Consider the following 15,219-nt stretch of genomic DNA (forward strand, 5'->3'; position numbering starts at 1 on the left):
CCGCGCTGCTTTACTCCGCGTCGGGCTGCTTGCCCGGCGCGGCGTCCGCAAACGCCGGCAACGCCCGGCAAGCGGCATCAATGCGCACCACATTGGGCATGGCCGACAGATCGCACTCAAATCGCTGCGCATTGGCCACTTGCGGCACCAGGCACAGATCAGCCATGGTGGGCGTATCTCCGTGGCAGAATTGCCCGGTAGCGCTGGACCGCGCCAGTTGGGCTTCCAGCGCTTCCAGCCCCTGATGCACCCAATGTTGGTACCAGGCGTTTTTCGCAGCCTCGTCCACCCCCAACTGATGCTTCAGATACTTCAGCACGCGCAGATTGTTCAGCGGATGAGTATCGCAAGCAATACCCAACGCCAGATCACGCACGCGGGCGCGGCCGATCGCATCCGCCGGCAGCAGCGGCGTCTCGGGATGCGTTTCTTCCAGGTATTCGATGATTGCCAATGACTGGCCAATGACCGCATCGCCATCGATCAGCGTGGGCACCAGCGCCGTCGGATTCACCTTGCGATAGGCATCCGACAGCTGTTGGCCGCCATCCTTCACCAGATGCACAGGCAGATATTCATACGGCAGGCCCTTCAGATTCAGGGCAATGCGCACCCGGTACGCGGCCGAACTGCGGAAGTAGCTGTACAACTGCATGAAGTCTCCTTGATATTGTTCTACGCGGCGCCTTGGCGCCTGCTTATTCCAGCGATTCCGTCTGGGCTGCCTTGCGGGACAGGCCCTTGGGCAACGGGAATGCCACGTTTTCTTCCAGGCCCGGCATGGTGCGCACCGACACCGCGCCCAATTCCTTGACGCGCGCAATCACTTGTTGCACGAGGATCTCTGGGGCCGAAGCGCCGGCAGTGACGCCGATGCGCTTGCGATCCACCAGCCAGGCGGGATCAATGGAATGCGCGCCATCAATCAGGTAGGACGCAACCCCTTTGCGTTCGGCCACTTCGCGCAGCCGGTTCGAATTGGAACTGTTCGGGCTGCCGACGACCAGCACCAGATCGCAATCCGGCGCCAGCACCTTGACCGCGTCCTGACGGTTCTGCGTGGCGTAGCAGATATCACTTTTCTTGGGTTCGGCAATGCTGGGAAAGCGGGCCTTCAACGCCTGCGACACCGCCGCTGCGTCATCCACGGACAAGGTCGTCTGCGTCACGTAGGCCAGGTTGTCCGGGTTGGTCACCTGCAGACCCGCCACGTCTTCCACCGTTTCCACCAAATACATGCCGCCCTGGGCCTGACCCAGGGTGCCTTCGACTTCGGGATGCCCCTTGTGGCCGATCATGATGATCTCGCGGCCAGCCGCACGCATCCGGGCCACTTCGATGTGCACTTTCGTGACCAGCGGGCAGGTGGCGTCGAAAACTTGCAGGCCGCGCGATTCCGCTTCGGCACGCACCGCCTTGGACACGCCATGGGCCGAGAACACGACGATGGAACCCGTGGGCGCATCATCCAGTTCGTCGATGAAGATCGCGCCCTTTGCGCGCAAATCCTCCACCACATAACGGTTGTGGACGATCTCATGACGCACGTAGATCGGCGCGCCATGAAGTTCAAGCGCCCGTTCGACGATGTCGATGGCGCGGTCCACACCGGCACAGAAGCCGCGCGGTTGCGCGAGCAGGACTTCGGCGTCGGAGGCGGTCACGGCCTGGCTCATCAGAGAACTCCCAGCAGCGCCACATCCACGCGCAAGCTGATGCCCGCAAGCGGGTGGTTAAAGTCGAACAGCGCCGACTGATCATTGATTTCTTTCAGGACGCCCGAATAGCGGCCGCCATTGGGCGCAGCAAATTCGACCATATCGCCCGGCTCAAACGTGGCATCGGCGCCCGCGTGCTCAGAGAGCATCGCGCGCGTCACGCGCTGGATGAGTTCGGGGTTGCGGTCGCCATAGGCGTCGGCCGGTTCCAGCGTGACGCTGAACTTCTCGCCTTCGGCGTGGCCCACCAGCGCTGCCTCCATGCCGGGCGCCCACTGGCCACTGCCCATTTGCAGCGTGCCGGGACGGCCGTCGAAGGTGTCGGCGAAGATGGAATCCTTGCCAGGGCCCGAAGCCAGGGTGATCCGGTAATGCAGCGTTAGGTAGGAATCCTGACGGACAAAAACGTTCACTTCGTTAGAGGCGATGCTCAAGATCTGCCACCGTATAGATATTGTGTAAACCTTGATTTTAGAGCTTCTTATGAAATTGTCTGTCCGGCTGGCAAAACATGAGCGTCCCCGAGAGCGGCTACTGCGGCATGGGGCGGGCGCGCTCCAGGATGCAGAGCTGCTTGCCATCGCCCTGCGCACCGGTATTCCCGGGCTGAATGTGGTGGATCTTTGCAACGGTTTGCTGGATCGGTTTTCGGGTTTACGGGGCCTGCTGGGCGCCACACCCGAAGAACTGATGACCGTGTCCGGCCTGGGCGCGGCCAAAGCCTGCACGCTGGCGGCGCTACTGGAACTGGCACGCCGGGCAGTCGAGGAAGACCTGACGCGCACCGAAACGCTACAGCATCCGTCCCTGGTTAAACAATATTGCATGACCGCGCTGGGGCATCGCAAGATTGAGCACTGCATTGCGCTTTACCTGGACAACCAGTTGCGCCTGATCGCCACCGGTGAATTGGCCCGCGGAACGCTCGCGCAGGCTTCCGTCTACCCCCGGGAAGTCGTCCGCGAGGCGCTGCGCCACCATGCGGCCGCCCTGATCGTCGCGCACAACCACCCGTCGGGGCTGGCGGAACCCAGTGCCGCCGACCGCGGCTTTACACGGCAACTGAAGCAAGCGCTGGCGCTGGTCGACATCAAGCTGGTGGACCATGTGATCGTGGCGGGCGCAGCCGTGATCTCCATGGCCGAAATGGGCAGCATGTAGCGGGTGCGCCCCGCTCCGGAATTCGTTAGACTACCAGCGCCTATTGCTTTAGGCTTTAACCTATTCCGGCATCACGCGACCCAATCCGCCCGACATGAAACGCTTGTGGGATATTTCCCCGCCCGTCTCCACGGCTTCGCCAGTTTTTCCCGGCGATACGCCGTACCGCCAGCAATGGAAGTGGTCGCTCACGCCCGGCTGTCCGGTCAATGTCAGCGAAATCACGCTGTCGCCGCACATCGGCGCCCATGCAGATGCGCCCCTGCACTACCAAAATGGCGCTGCCGCCATCGGGGCGGTCTCGCTTGAACCGTTTTTGGGCCCCTGCCGCGTCATTCACGCCATTGATTGCGGCCCGTTGATCACCACCGATCATCTGGCCCATGCCGCCCTGAATCTTCCGCCCCGCGTGCTCGTGCGTACCGCCAAGCATGCGGCGCAAGAGTGGTGGACTGACGATTTCTCTGCATACGCGCCCCAAACCATCGAGTGGCTGGCTGAGCGCGGCGTTATGCTGATCGGGTTGGATACCGCCAGCATCGACCCCGCGTCCAGCAAGACCCTGGACAGCCACCACACGATCTTGCGGCACGACATGCGGGTACTGGAAAATCTGGTGCTTGATGATGTGCCGGAAGGCGATTACGAGTTGATCGCCCTGCCGTTGGCTTTGGTCCAGGCAGATGCCAGCCCGGTTCGCGCCATCTTGCGCGAACTGTAGGCTGGTCCGCTGGCCTTGAGCGGCCGACTTCCCCGGCCGCTCGCTTTCGATGAAGCACGACCATGAGAACTCTTCTCGACCCTTGTGCGGCGCTCGCCCGCGCCCGCCGCAACGCGCCTGACTGGCGCGCACTGCCCGCATCCGCCCGGCGCGCCGCGCCCCCTTGCCAGGGAGGCCAAGCATGAGCTGCCCGCACCGCCCTGAAGACATCGTCCACGAGGAAAAAGCGCAGCTGGATTTCACGCGCGACATGACCTATGGCGATTACCTGCATCTGGACGAACTGCTGGGCGCCCAGCATCCGCTGTCGCCCGAGCACAACGAAATGCTGTTCATCATCCAGCACCAGACCAGTGAACTCTGGATGAAGCTGATGCTGCACGAACTGCGCGCCGCGATCGCCAATGTGGCCGCCGACCGCCTGCAACCCGCCTTCAAGATGCTGGCGCGCGTCAGCAAGATCATGGAACAGCTGGTTCATGCCTGGGACGTGCTGGCCACGATGACGCCGCCCGAGTATTCAGCGCTGCGCCCGTATCTGGCCCGGTCCAGCGGTTTCCAGAGCTATCAGTACCGCCAGGTGGAATTCCTGCTGGGCAACAAGAATGCGGCCATGCTCAAGCCGCATGCGCACCGTGAAGACCTGCTGGCCCAGGTGCGCAGCGCCTATGAAGCGCCGTCGCTTTATGACGAAGCGCTTCAACTTCTGGCCCGCCACGGCGTGGACGTCCCCGCAGATCGCCTGTCGCGAGACTGGACGCAGCCGTACGAATCCTCCGAAGGTGTCCAGGCGGCCTGGCTCACGGTTTATCGCGATACGGATCAGTACTGGGATCTGTATCAGCTGGGCGAAAAGCTGACCGACCTTGAGGATGCCTTCCGCTTGTGGCGATTCCGCCACGTCACGACCGTCGAACGCGTGATCGGATTCAAACGCGGCACCGGGGGCACTTCGGGCGTGGATTACCTGCGGCGCATGCTGGATGTCGTGCTATTTCCAGAGATCTGGAAACTGCGCACAGAGCTGTAAGCCCGTCCCCTTTTGCAGCGCAAGGTGGTCCGCCGCAGGCTGGCTTTGCGCCGCTAGCCTAGGGCCAATTCCCCATGCTAGAATCTGGGGTTACTTTTTGGATACGTGGCCAGAGGTTCGTTATTTTTGCGTCCTGGCTGGCGACCCTAACAACTTGAGAAAGACTCCTCGCGAGTCCTAGGAAAGCACCATGAAAGAAGGCATTCACCCCGAATACCGCGAAGTCGTTTTCGCCGATCTGCAAACGGGCAACAAGTTCATCACTCGTTCCACCCTGCACACGCGCGAAACCGTCGAAATCGACGGCAAGACGTACCCGCTCTTCAAGTGCGACGTGACTTCCGAATCGCACCCGTTCTACACGGGCGCGCAAACGCGTATCGTCGAAACCGGCCGTGTGGAAAAGTTCCGCGCCCGTTTCGCCCGTACCGCCGGCACGGTCAAGTCCGCTTCCTGATCCTGTTGCTCCCACGGGAGTCACAGCAAAAAGGCAGCCTTCGGGCTGCTTTTTTTTCCCCCCTAACCGGCTTATTACACGTTAGGGCTGGCGCATCCAGACCACTCGGTTACATTAACGCCCGTGTCCCCACTTTCTCTCTCCACTCCGGCCCGGCTCACGTCGGTTGCCACCGCGAAACTACCCCGGCTGATTCTCTTAGGCCTGGCACTGGCCTATATCGTGGCTGGCCTGTTCATGCGCGACCCGTGGAAGACGGACGATGCGGTCGGATTGGCGACCATGATCACGGCGATTCGCGAGGGCGGAATCACTTGGCTGCTGCCGCAGGTTGGGCATTTGGCCCACGCCGAGGAAGGCCCGCTGATCACCTGGGTGGGCGCGATCTGCATCTGGCTGTTTGGCCCGTTCATCGGCGACATTACTGCCGGACGGCTGCCCAACCTGTTGTGGTTCGGTATTACCGCCATGAGCGTCTGGTATGGCACATACCTGCTCGGCCGGCGAGCCGAAGCACAACCACTGGCCTTGCCTTTTGGCGGCGAACCCGAACCGCGCGACTACGGCCGCATGCTGGCGGATGCCGCGCTGCTGTTGCTGCTGGCCACCGTGGGCATCTTGCAGCGCACGCACGAAACCACGGTCGTACCCGCCATCATGGCGTGGCAAGCATTGGCTTTCTATTCGCTGGCGCGCAGCGTCGACCGCCCCGCCACGGGCACCACGACCCTGGGCATCGCTCTGGCCGCCAGTTTCCTGACGCGGGGCTGGGTAGGCGCATTGCCAATCATGGCCGGCGCATTGCTGGCCTTCTATCCCCGTAGTCAGTTGTGGAAACGCAAGCGCTGGCTGACGTGGGCCATTGTGCTGACGGCAGTGCTGATCCTTGCCTGGTGGATTCCCGCCAGCCAAAGCAGCGAATACTGGATACGCAACTGGAAGACCTGGAACCTGTCGTCCTTTGCCGTGCCGACCGTGCATGACATAGGCCGCACGCTACGAGACCTGCCCTGGTATCTGTGGCCCACGTGGCCGCTGGCACTGCTTGCGATCTGGCGCTGGCGCGCCTGGCTCTACGCCCCCCATATTTGGCTGCCGCTGGCGATGCTCGCGTGCTCGGCACTGGCCCTGTTCGGGCTGGAAGAAGCCTCGGATTCCGAATACGTGCTGTTGGCCGTGCCTTGCGCGGTACTAGCGGCATTCTCACTGCCCACCCTGCGCCGCGGCGTGGTCAACACGCTGGATTGGTTTGCCGTCATGTGCTTTTCGCTGACAGCCGCCACAGCGTGGCTGGGCTGGGTAGCACTGCACTTCAATTGGCCGGCGCAGATTTCGCGCAATATCGCCCGCCAGACTGCCGGGTACGAGCCCGTCATTTCGTGGTTTGCCTTTGCCCTGGCGCTGCTGTTCACCCTGGCGTGGATCGCGCTGGTCGTGTGGCGCTTGCGCGTCCGGCCGCAGGCGCTTTGGCGCGGCACTGTGTTGTCTGCAAGCGGATTGACCGTAACGTGGATTCTGCTGGTGCTGTTGTGGCAGCCGCCGGTTGACTATGCCCGAAGCTATCGCACGGTATCGGGGCAACTTGCCCAGGCGCTGGAACAAAACCGCCGGCCCGGAGAATGCGTGCGCGGACTGAGCCTGGGCAGCGGCCAGCGGGCTTCGTTCCTGATTTTCAATAATCTGACTTTCACGTTCGACGCTAAATGCACGCTGATTCTGCAACAGACGACGAATCAAAGTCTGCGAGATAGCACCGCCGCTTACAGCGACGGCGCCACGGTGCTCTGGCAAGGCGGCCGTCGCGCTGACCGCCAGGAAGTGTTCCGGTTGCTGCGGGTCGGCTCCAACCGATGACTGCGGCGATTCCGGCGCCGCTATCGTTCGGCGCCACTCTGCGCGGTATTGCCAAGCAAGCCTGGCCAGTTCTGATCAGCCAGTGGGCAGGTATCTCGTTTGGGGTGCTGGACACCGCCATGACGGGGCACTCCAGCGCCGACGACTTGGCCGCCATGGCCTTGTCGGCGTCTATCTACATCACCGTGTTTGTCGGTCTGATGGGCGTGGTGCATGCGCTGATTCCCATCCTGGCCCAACAGTTCGGCGCAGGCCAGAATCTTGAAGTCGGGCGCAGCTGGGGCCAGGGCGTCTGGCTGGCGCTGGGCCTGTCCGCGGTCGGCGCCATTCTGATGCTGTTCCCCGACGTCTGGCTATCCATGTCCGGCAATGTGGCGCCTGGCGTGCGCGAGCGCATCGGGTCGTACCTGCAAGCGCTGGTGCTGGCCTTGCCCGCCGCGCTGGTGTTCCGCACGATTTATGCGTTGGGCACCTCGGTGTCGCGCCCCAAGCTGGTCATGGCGATCAATCTGTCAGCCATCGGCTTCAAGGCGTTCTTCAATTGGCTGCTGATCTACGGCAATCTGGGCCTGCCCGCCATGGGTGCGACCGGTGCCGGGCTTGCCACCGCCATCGTGTCATGGATGAGCCTGGGACTGGGCCTTTGGGTGATCACGCATGACCGCTTTTACCGGCGCTTCCAATTGCGCGTGGGCAAGCCCGACTGGGCCAAACTGAAAGAACTGCTGCGCCTGGGTATTCCAATGGGCGGCTCGTATCTGGTTGAAGTCTCGGCCTTTACGTTTATGGCATTGCTGGTGGCACGCGAAGGCACCTTCGTGACGGGCGGCCATCAGATCATGTCGAACCTGGCGGCGCTGTGCTACATGATGCCCATGGCTCTGGGCGTAGCTACCGCCGCCCTGACCGCGCAAGCCATCGGCGCAGGCAATTTTGCCCACGCGCACCGCACTGGTATGGCGGGCCTGGCGCTCGGCTTGATCGGCGCCTTGCTGACGGCGGCCGTGCTGCTGGCGGGACGGCCGCTCATCCTGGCGGCCTACACCGACGATGCCAGCGTCGCCGCCGTCGCGACCACCCTGCTTGCGGTCCTGCCGCTATTCCACTTGTTCGATTCGATGCAGTGCATCAACTCTTACCTGTTGCGCGCCTACAAGGTGGCCGTGGTACCGCTGCTGCTGCAAATGGTTGCCCTGGCGGGCGTTGGGCTGGTTGGCGGCTGGTGGTTCGGTTTCGGCCCTGGCCGCGGCGGATTGGACGGCATACGCAATGTTCTGGTGCCTGGATCACCCGAAGGCGCAGGCAGCATGTGGCTGATGGCCATGGTCGGGTTGGCGTTGTCCGCCGCCCTGCTGCACTTCTGGTACCGGCGGATTGTGAAGACGATGGCGCAGCAGATGTCCCGCTAACAATGCCGCAGATCACAAAAAAAGCAGCCTTTCGGCTGCTTTTTTTGTGCTCACGCGAGGCCTACACCACCTTCGGCCGCTTATCGATCACGCGGCGCGCCTTGCCCGTCAACGTGCGCTCCACATGGCCGGCATCAGACACCTGGATACGCGCGCTGACGCCGATATGCGTCTTGACTGCGTGTTGCAGCTGCTTGCCCAGGTTGTTGCGTTCAGCATCGGACAATCCGGAAAACTCGGCCCGCACTTCGGTCAGAATTTCCAATTCGTCCATATTGCCGGAACGAGACAGCACCAGTTGATAGTGCGGCGCCAATTGGGCAATCTTCAGCACCAGTTCTTCGACCTGCGTCGGGAACATGTTCACGCCCCGCACAATCAGCATGTCATCACTGCGGCCAGTAATCTTGCCTATGCGGCGCATGCTGCGTGCGGTGGGCGGCAACAGGCGCGTCAGGTCGCGCGTGCGATAGCGCACGATCGGCATCGCTTCTTTGGTCAGCGACGTAAACACCAGCTCACCCGCTTCACCGTCGGCCACGGGCTCACCGGTGTCCGGGTTGATGATCTCGGCGTAGAAGTGATCTTCCCAGACCACCGGACCGTCCTTGGTCTCGACACATTCGCTGGCGACACCTGGCCCCATCACTTCGGACAGGCCATAGATATCCACGGCATCGATACCGGCTTCGGTTTCGATGTCGGCGCGCATCTGGCCCGTCCACGGCTCGGCGCCGAAGATACCGATACGCAACGAACTTTGACGCGGATCAATCCCTTGGCGGCGCTGTTCCTCCAGAATATTGCAGAAGTAGGAGGGCGTGACCATGATGATGTCCGGACGGAAATCGTTGATCAGCTGCACTTGCTTTTCCGTCTGTCCGCCAGACATCGGAATGACCGTGCAGCCCAGACGTTCCGCGCCGTAGTGGGCGCCCAGGCCGCCCGTGAACAGGCCATATCCGTAGGCGATGTGCACCGTATCGCCCGGCTTGCCGCCCGCTGCACGAATCGAGCGCGCCACCAGATTGGCCCAGTTATCCAGGTCGTTCTTGGTGTAGCCCACGACCGTCGGTTTGCCCGTCGTGCCGCTGGAGGCGTGAATGCGCGAGATCCGCTCGCGCGGCACCGCGAACATGCCGAAAGGATAGTTTTCGCGCAGTTCCTTCTTCGTCGTGAAGGGGAACTTCGAGATATCCGACAGCTGTTTCAAATCATCCGGATGCACGCCGGCCTCGTCGAAGGCCTTCTTGTAATGCGGGACGTTTTCGTACGCGTGCTTGAGCGACCACTTCAGGCGCTCCAGCTGCAACGCGCGCAGTTCATCCTGACTGGCATGCTCGATGGGGTCCAGCCCCGGCTTGCTCATGGTGTTGGACATGGTTATCTCTCTCCTGAAATCTCTCTCTGCTGGCACAGTCGGCGCAACGGACGCAATAGGCGGCTAACCCTGTTTCGCGCCGCCCGGCCAGCGGTCTTATCTTTGGTTGTGTGACAAATTCAAACCCGCGTTTCAGGCTTCCACCGGCACGCCTACGACCTGCCCTTTGATGCGATACGAGCGTCCGCGAAACAGCGCCACGTTACGGCCATCCTGATTCGTGACGGTCACGTCGTAAACCCCGGTGCGGCCCGCCAACGACCGCTCTTGCGCCACTGCGGTCAGCTGATCGCCTTCAAATCCCGGCGCCAGATAGTCGATGGTGCATCCAGAGGCCACGGTGCTCACATTGCGCGAATTGCAGGAAAATGCAAACGCGCTGTCCGCCAGCGCAAAAATGAAGCCGCCGTGGCAGGTCTTGTGCCCATTGAGCATGTCGGCCCGCACACGCATCGTCAGGCGCGCATAACCCGGTGCAATTTCCTCGACCTTCATGTCCAGGCCCTGCGACGCGGCGTCGCCTGCATACATGACGGTGCCCACGGCTTGCGCGAGCTCTTGGGGATCAGTCGGCACCTCAACGGCGGGAACGTGTGCGTTCATCATTGCCCCTTGAATTGTGGATCGCGCTTGCCCAGGAAGGCGGCAACGCCTTCTGCGTAGTCGGCGCTGCGGCCCAGCTCGCGCATCATGTCGCGTTCCAGATCCAGCTGCGTTGACAGGTCATTGCCCAGGCTGGCCTGCAAGGCACGCTTGGTAAATGCCAGGCCCTTGGTCGGCGCCGTCGAAAAATGCTGGGCCAGACGTTCCAACGCGGCGTCGAACTCCTCATCCGCCACACACTGCCAGATCAAGCCCCACTCTTCCGCCTGCTTGGCGCTGAGTTTGTCGCCCAGCAGGGCCAGGCCCATCGCACGGGCGCGGCCGACCAAACGCGGCAGCACAAACGTGCCGCCGGTGTCGGGAATCAGACCCAGACGGCAGAAGGACTGGATGAAGTTTGCGGAAGCCTTGGCAATCACGATGTCGCCAGCAAATGCCAGATTGGCGCCTGCCCCTGCTGCCACGCCGTTCACGCCCACCACAACAGGCATAGCCAAGGCATTCAAGCGGCGCACCAACGGCGCGTAGAACTTGTCGACGGTTTCGCCCAGGTCGGGCGGCGTGCCGTCCGCAGCCGGTTTGCGTTCGCTGAGATCCTGGCCGGCGCAAAAGCCGCGGCCAGCGCCGGTCAAGACCAGCACGCGCGCGCCTTCGGTTTCCACGCGCGTCAGCGCATCAGCCACTTCGCCGTGCATGTTGGCCGTGAAGCTATTCAGCTTGTCTGGGCGATTCAGCGTCAGACGCGCGATGCCGTTGGACAGATCGAATTGAATATCTTGATAGCTCATTCGATCGCCCCGATCAGACGTGACGGCGGGTTTGCACCACGCGGAAGCGGTTCGACACGAAAGCCGCGTCGGACAGCGCCGCATTGGCGGCCGGGTTGGCGCCGGTGCCGTGGAAATCGCTGAAGGCTGCCGTCTGGTTGACGAACACCGCGCCCGTCAGGTTCAACGACAGCGACACGCCGGACACTTCAGCCGCATCCTGCACCTGCTCGGCCACTTGCGCGTCGGTCGTGTAGGCAGACAGCGACAACGCGCCATGCTGGATGACGCTGTCGCGGGCCAGCTTGATGCTGTGAGCGGTGGAGTCGGTGGCTACGACAAATGCGATGGGGCCGAACCATTCCTGGCTGATGGCCGCGTTGCCGGCTTCCGTGCGCAACAGCAGCGGCGTGCGGACGCGGGCATTTTCAAACTGCGGGTGCGTCAGCGTCTTGCTATCGGCCACCACAGGCAGACCCAATGCACGGGCCTTTTCGATTCGTTCGACGATGCCTTCGTTCTGAATGGCGCCGGTCAGTTCGACAGCCTTCGCGGCATCGGCGCTGACTTTTTCCAGCGCAACTCCCAAAGCAGCGGCAACGTCATCAAAACTGACACGGCCCTCTGGCGTATTGATACCATCGCGCGGCACATAGATGTTTTGCGGCGCCGTGCACATCTGGCCCGAGTACAGCGCCAGCGAGAACGCCAGATTACGGGCCACGCCCTTCAAGTCAGCCGTCGAGTCAATGATGACCTGGTTGACGCCAGCCTTTTCGGTGTAGACCAGCGCCTGGCGGGCATTATTTTCCAGCCAGTCGCCGTTGGCGGTGCTGCCGGTGAAGTCGACAATCTTGACTGCCGGGTCCAAGGCCAGTTTCTGCGCCGTATCGTCGCCTGCTTCGTGCGCGGCCAGCAACACAACGTCGGGGTCAAAGCCTGCTTCTTGCAGCACTTCGCGCGCGACCTTCACGGTGATGGCCAACGGCAAGATGGCGCCAGGGTGCGGCTTGACGATCACGGTGTTGCCGGTCGCCAGGCTGGCGAACAGGCCGGGGTAGCCATTCCACGTCGGGAATGTCGAGCAGCCAATCACGAGCGCGACGCCACGCGGCACGACGGTGAATTGCTTTTCCATGCGGATCGGGTCGTTCTTGCCCTGCGGCTTTTCCCAGATGGACACGCCGGGAATGCGGGACATTTCCTGCCACGCATAGGTCACGGCTTCAAAGCCGCGATCCTGCGCGTGCGGGCCGCCCGCCTGGAAGGCCATCATGAAGCCTTGACCGGTGGTGTGTTGAACCGCGTAAGCGATCTCGAAGCTCAACTTGTTCAGACGCGCCAGGATCTCCAACGACACCCCCACCCAGGCTTGCGGACCGGCTCGGCGCCAATCTTCCAGGGCGCGCTTGGATGCCGCGATCAGCTTATCGACGGGAACGTGCGGGTACGTGATGCCCAGGTCGAAACCAAAGGGAGACTTTTCACCGCCCACGGTGCCGTCGGCGTCATGCAGATTCAGCGGAAAAGCCTTGCCACGCAAGGCTTCGAACGCGGCGCGGCCGTCGTCGTTGGCGGTTTCGCCATAGTTGCGCGGGCTGGGCGACTCTGCAAACGGGCTCCAGTAGCCGCGCAGTGCAGCGGCAGCCATGGCTTGTTCCAGCAAGGGCTGGTGACGTTCAAAGAATTTCTGGGACACTGTGTCTCTCCAAATAGATATGAATTTCTGCCTGGCGCGGGCCGGGTCAGGTTTCCTGATCGAAGTCGATGACCAGGCGGTCGCTGACCGGGAAGCTCTGGCAGCTCAGGACGAAACCGCGCGCCACTTCGTAGTCTTCAAGAGCAAAGTTGGCATCCATATCCACTTCGCCTTCGATCACCTTGCAACGGCAGGTGGAACACACCCCGCCCTTGCACGAATACGGCAGCTCGATCCCTTGCGCCAGCGCGGAGTCCAGCACGCTATCTTTATTCTTTTCAATGACGAACATACGGCTGTGCCCGTCTTGCACCACGGTGACTTCGCACTGCCCTTTGCCGGGCGCCTGCGGAGCATCGTGACCGGTGCGCAACGCGCGCGGCCCCTTGGGTGCGCCGAACAATTCAAACTTGATGTTCGCTTTCGGAATACCACGGGCCTGCAAGCGCTCGACGACGCTTTCCGTCATGGTCTGCGGGCCACAGACAAAAGCGTAATCGATATCTTCAGGGCTCATCCAGGCCGACATCAGCTGGTCGACTTTGTCGCCATCCAGGCGGCCGTTGAACAGTTCGATGTCCTGGGATTCGCGGCTCATGACGTACACAAGCGAGAAGCGCTCCATGTACTGGTTCTTCAGGTCTTCGATCTCTTCGCGAAACAACACCGCCGACGACGCGCGATTGCCAAAGAACAACGTGAACTTGCTATTCGGCTCCGTGGACAGCGCGGTCTTGACCAGCGAGAACACCGGCGTAATGCCGCTGCCAACGGCAAACGCCACGTAGTGGCGCTGGTTTTCGGCAGAGAAATCGACGGTGAAGTTGCCGGCGGGCGCCATGACTTCCAGCGTTTGGCCAGGCTGTAGTTCCTGATTGGCCCAGCTGGAGAATGTGCCTTCGTCCACCTTCTTGATCGCCACGCGCAGCAGCTTATCGTGGGGCGCGGAACAGATCGAATAGGACCGGCGCAGTTCTTCGCCGTTCAATTGCGTACGCAAGGTCAGGTATTGGCCGGGCAGAAAGGCGAATTCGCCAGCCAGCGTCTCGGGCAGATCAAAGGTCACGACGACGGCATCGCGCGTATTGCGCGCCACCGAGGCCACCTTCAAAGAATGAAATTGGTTCTGGCTCATCTCGAAACCACTCTTAGTGAGTCTTGAAATAATCGAAGGGCTCGCGGCAAGACACGCAGCGATACAGCGCCTTGCACGATGTGGACCCAAAATTGCTGACCAGGCGCGTGTCGCTCGAACCGCAGCGCGGACATGCGATGGCAGGCCCGGTTGCGCGGCGGCTGATGCCGGAGATGTCGATGGCGCGTTGGGCGGGCGCGGCAATGCCGTAGCCCTTAAGCGCTTCGCGCCCCTTCTCGCTCATCCAATCCGTCGTCCAGGCGGGCGCCAAGCGGGTTTCCACGCGGACGTCGTCAATGCCGTGCCGGGCCAGCGTCTGCTGGATATCCTGCGTGATCTCGCGCATGGCGGGGCAGCCGGAATACGTGGGCGTGATGACGACAACACAGGCTTCGCCATCCCAGGACACGTCCCGCACCACGCCGAGATCCACCACGGACAGCACGGGGATCTCCGGATCGGGAACCTCTTGCAGCCAGGCGTAGACCTGGTCGGCGGAAATGGGCGCAAGCGCGTTCACCACGTGGCTCCCGGATAGGCGCGCGGCAGGTATTGCATCTCGGCCAGCACGTAACCCAGTTCTTCCGTATGCCGGCCTTGCCGGCCGCCACGGTACGCCAGGTGATCGGCTGCGGCCTCGTCCGGTACTGTCAGCGTGGCCTCTTCAAGCACTTCCCGCACGTGGGCCAGCCAAGGCTGACGCAATGCGGACAGCTCACAGCCGATGCCGCGCGCCGCCACGTCTTGATCAATGGCGTCGTCGGCGAACAATTCGCCCGTAAAGCGCCAGGCATCGTCCACGGCGGCTTGCATCTTGGCGTGGCTTTCGGCCGTGCCGTCACCCAGGCGCACCACCATGTCCGACGAACGGCGCACGTGATAGGTGACTTCCTTGATCGATTTGGCCGCGATGGCGGCAACCCGTTCGTCCGAGGACTGTTCCAAGCGTTGCAGCAAGAAGTAATGCCACACATCGAACAGGAACTGGCGCGCCATGGTGTCCGCGTAGTTGCCGTTAGCGCGCTCGACCAGCAGCGCGTTGTGGAACTGATGCGTGTCGCGGTGATACGCCAGCGCGTCTTCGTCGCGTCCAGCGCCTTCGACTTCCCCGGCCAGCGTCAGCCACATCCGGGCCTGCCCCAGCAGATCCAGCGCGGTATTCGTCAGTGCCAGATCTTCTTCAAGAATGGGGCCGTGGCCTGTCCAGGCGCCCAGACGCTGCGACAGGATGAGCGACGAATCGCCCAGGCGCAGCAGGTATTCAAACAAAGTCTTATCCATGTC

The 15,219-nt window shown here is 62.2% G+C and carries 16 protein-coding genes; 6 read left to right on the plus strand and 10 right to left on the minus strand.

Going from position 1 to position 15,219, the window contains the following annotated elements:
• Nucleotides 1-10 precede the first annotated feature (10 nt).
• Genes maiA through RAS12_RS14275 form a run of 3 tightly spaced genes read right to left on the minus strand, consistent with a single transcriptional unit; the run spans nt 11 to nt 2,152 of the window.
• Nucleotides 11-655, minus strand: a complete 645-nt coding sequence (gene maiA / locus RAS12_RS14265) for a maleylacetoacetate isomerase (protein ID WP_306950988.1) — start codon at nt 653-655, stop codon at nt 11-13.
• Nucleotides 656-698: 43 nt separating this feature from the next.
• Nucleotides 699-1,676 carry a 4-hydroxy-3-methylbut-2-enyl diphosphate reductase gene (gene ispH, locus RAS12_RS14270; RefSeq protein ID WP_306950990.1) on the minus strand — a complete coding sequence of 326 codons (978 nt, stop codon included), beginning with the start codon at nt 1,674-1,676 and terminating at the stop codon, nt 699-701.
• Nucleotides 1,676-2,152, minus strand: a complete 477-nt coding sequence (locus RAS12_RS14275) for an FKBP-type peptidyl-prolyl cis-trans isomerase (protein WP_306950993.1) — start codon at nt 2,150-2,152, stop codon at nt 1,676-1,678. Before RAS12_RS14275 ends, ispH begins: the two co-directional genes overlap by 1 nt.
• Before the next feature lie 49 nt (nt 2,153-2,201).
• On the opposite strand from RAS12_RS14275, the gene radC reads away from it, so the two are divergent.
• The 6 genes from radC (at nt 2,202) to RAS12_RS14305 (ending at nt 8,350) form a co-directional block, all read left to right on the plus strand.
• Nucleotides 2,202-2,879 (plus strand): RadC family protein, encoded by a 678-nt coding sequence (gene radC / locus RAS12_RS14280; RefSeq protein ID WP_306950994.1) that lies wholly within the window; start codon nt 2,202-2,204, stop codon nt 2,877-2,879.
• Nucleotides 2,880-2,973: 94 nt separating this feature from the next.
• On the plus strand, nt 2,974-3,600 hold the full coding sequence (gene kynB, locus RAS12_RS14285) for an arylformamidase (RefSeq protein WP_306950997.1): 627 nt from the start codon (nt 2,974-2,976) through the stop codon (nt 3,598-3,600).
• Nucleotides 3,601-3,781: 181 nt separating this feature from the next.
• Nucleotides 3,782-4,630: a tryptophan 2,3-dioxygenase gene (gene kynA, locus RAS12_RS14290; RefSeq protein WP_306950998.1), complete on the plus strand. Its 849-nt coding sequence runs from the start codon at nt 3,782-3,784 to the stop codon at nt 4,628-4,630.
• Between the two features lie 190 nt (nt 4,631-4,820).
• Nucleotides 4,821-5,087, plus strand: coding sequence for a type B 50S ribosomal protein L31 (locus RAS12_RS14295; RefSeq protein ID WP_306951000.1), 267 nt, complete (start codon nt 4,821-4,823; stop codon nt 5,085-5,087).
• Between the two features lie 123 nt (nt 5,088-5,210).
• Complete coding sequence (locus tag RAS12_RS14300; RefSeq protein ID WP_306951002.1) at nt 5,211-6,941, plus strand: ArnT family glycosyltransferase; 1,731 nt, start codon at nt 5,211-5,213, stop codon at nt 6,939-6,941.
• Nucleotides 6,938-8,350, plus strand: a complete 1,413-nt coding sequence (locus tag RAS12_RS14305) for an MATE family efflux transporter (RefSeq protein WP_306951005.1) — start codon at nt 6,938-6,940, stop codon at nt 8,348-8,350. Before RAS12_RS14300 ends, RAS12_RS14305 begins: the two co-directional genes overlap by 4 nt.
• 61 nt (nt 8,351-8,411) lie before the next feature.
• Here the strand turns inward: RAS12_RS14305 and paaK are convergent, their stop codons facing one another.
• The 7 genes from paaK to paaC all read right to left on the minus strand — a co-directional run bounded on the left by paaK (nt 8,412) and on the right by paaC (nt 15,216).
• The gene (gene paaK, locus RAS12_RS14310; protein ID WP_306951007.1) at nt 8,412-9,731 is read right to left on the minus strand and encodes a phenylacetate--CoA ligase PaaK; all 1,320 of its coding nucleotides are present in this window, start codon (nt 9,729-9,731) and stop codon (nt 8,412-8,414) included.
• Between the two features lie 132 nt (nt 9,732-9,863).
• Nucleotides 9,864-10,334, minus strand: coding sequence for a hydroxyphenylacetyl-CoA thioesterase PaaI (gene paaI / locus RAS12_RS14315; RefSeq protein WP_306951009.1), 471 nt, complete (start codon nt 10,332-10,334; stop codon nt 9,864-9,866).
• A complete protein-coding gene (gene paaG, locus RAS12_RS14320) occupies nt 10,334-11,122 on the minus strand; it encodes a 2-(1,2-epoxy-1,2-dihydrophenyl)acetyl-CoA isomerase PaaG (protein ID WP_306951011.1) in 789 nt (262 codons plus the stop codon). The genes paaI and paaG overlap by 1 nt, the downstream gene beginning before the upstream one ends.
• Nucleotides 11,123-11,135: 13 nt before the next feature.
• The gene (paaN, locus tag RAS12_RS14325) at nt 11,136-12,800 is read right to left on the minus strand and encodes a phenylacetic acid degradation protein PaaN (protein WP_306951012.1); all 1,665 of its coding nucleotides are present in this window, start codon (nt 12,798-12,800) and stop codon (nt 11,136-11,138) included.
• Between the two features lie 46 nt (nt 12,801-12,846).
• Entirely contained in the window at nt 12,847-13,935 is a 1,089-nt protein-coding gene (gene paaE, locus RAS12_RS14330) for a 1,2-phenylacetyl-CoA epoxidase subunit PaaE (protein WP_306951013.1), read from the minus strand.
• Nucleotides 13,936-13,948: 13 nt separating this feature from the next.
• Complete coding sequence (paaD, locus tag RAS12_RS14335; RefSeq protein WP_306951015.1) at nt 13,949-14,455, minus strand: 1,2-phenylacetyl-CoA epoxidase subunit PaaD; 507 nt, start codon at nt 14,453-14,455, stop codon at nt 13,949-13,951.
• A complete protein-coding gene (gene paaC / locus RAS12_RS14340; RefSeq protein WP_306951018.1) occupies nt 14,452-15,216 on the minus strand; it encodes a 1,2-phenylacetyl-CoA epoxidase subunit PaaC in 765 nt (254 codons plus the stop codon). The genes paaD and paaC overlap by 4 nt, the downstream gene beginning before the upstream one ends.
• Between the last annotated feature and the right edge of the window lie 3 nt (nt 15,217-15,219).

It is taken from the genome of Achromobacter seleniivolatilans, from assembly GCF_030864005.1.
Taxonomy (GTDB): domain Bacteria; phylum Pseudomonadota; class Gammaproteobacteria; order Burkholderiales; family Burkholderiaceae_B; genus Achromobacter; species Achromobacter seleniivolatilans.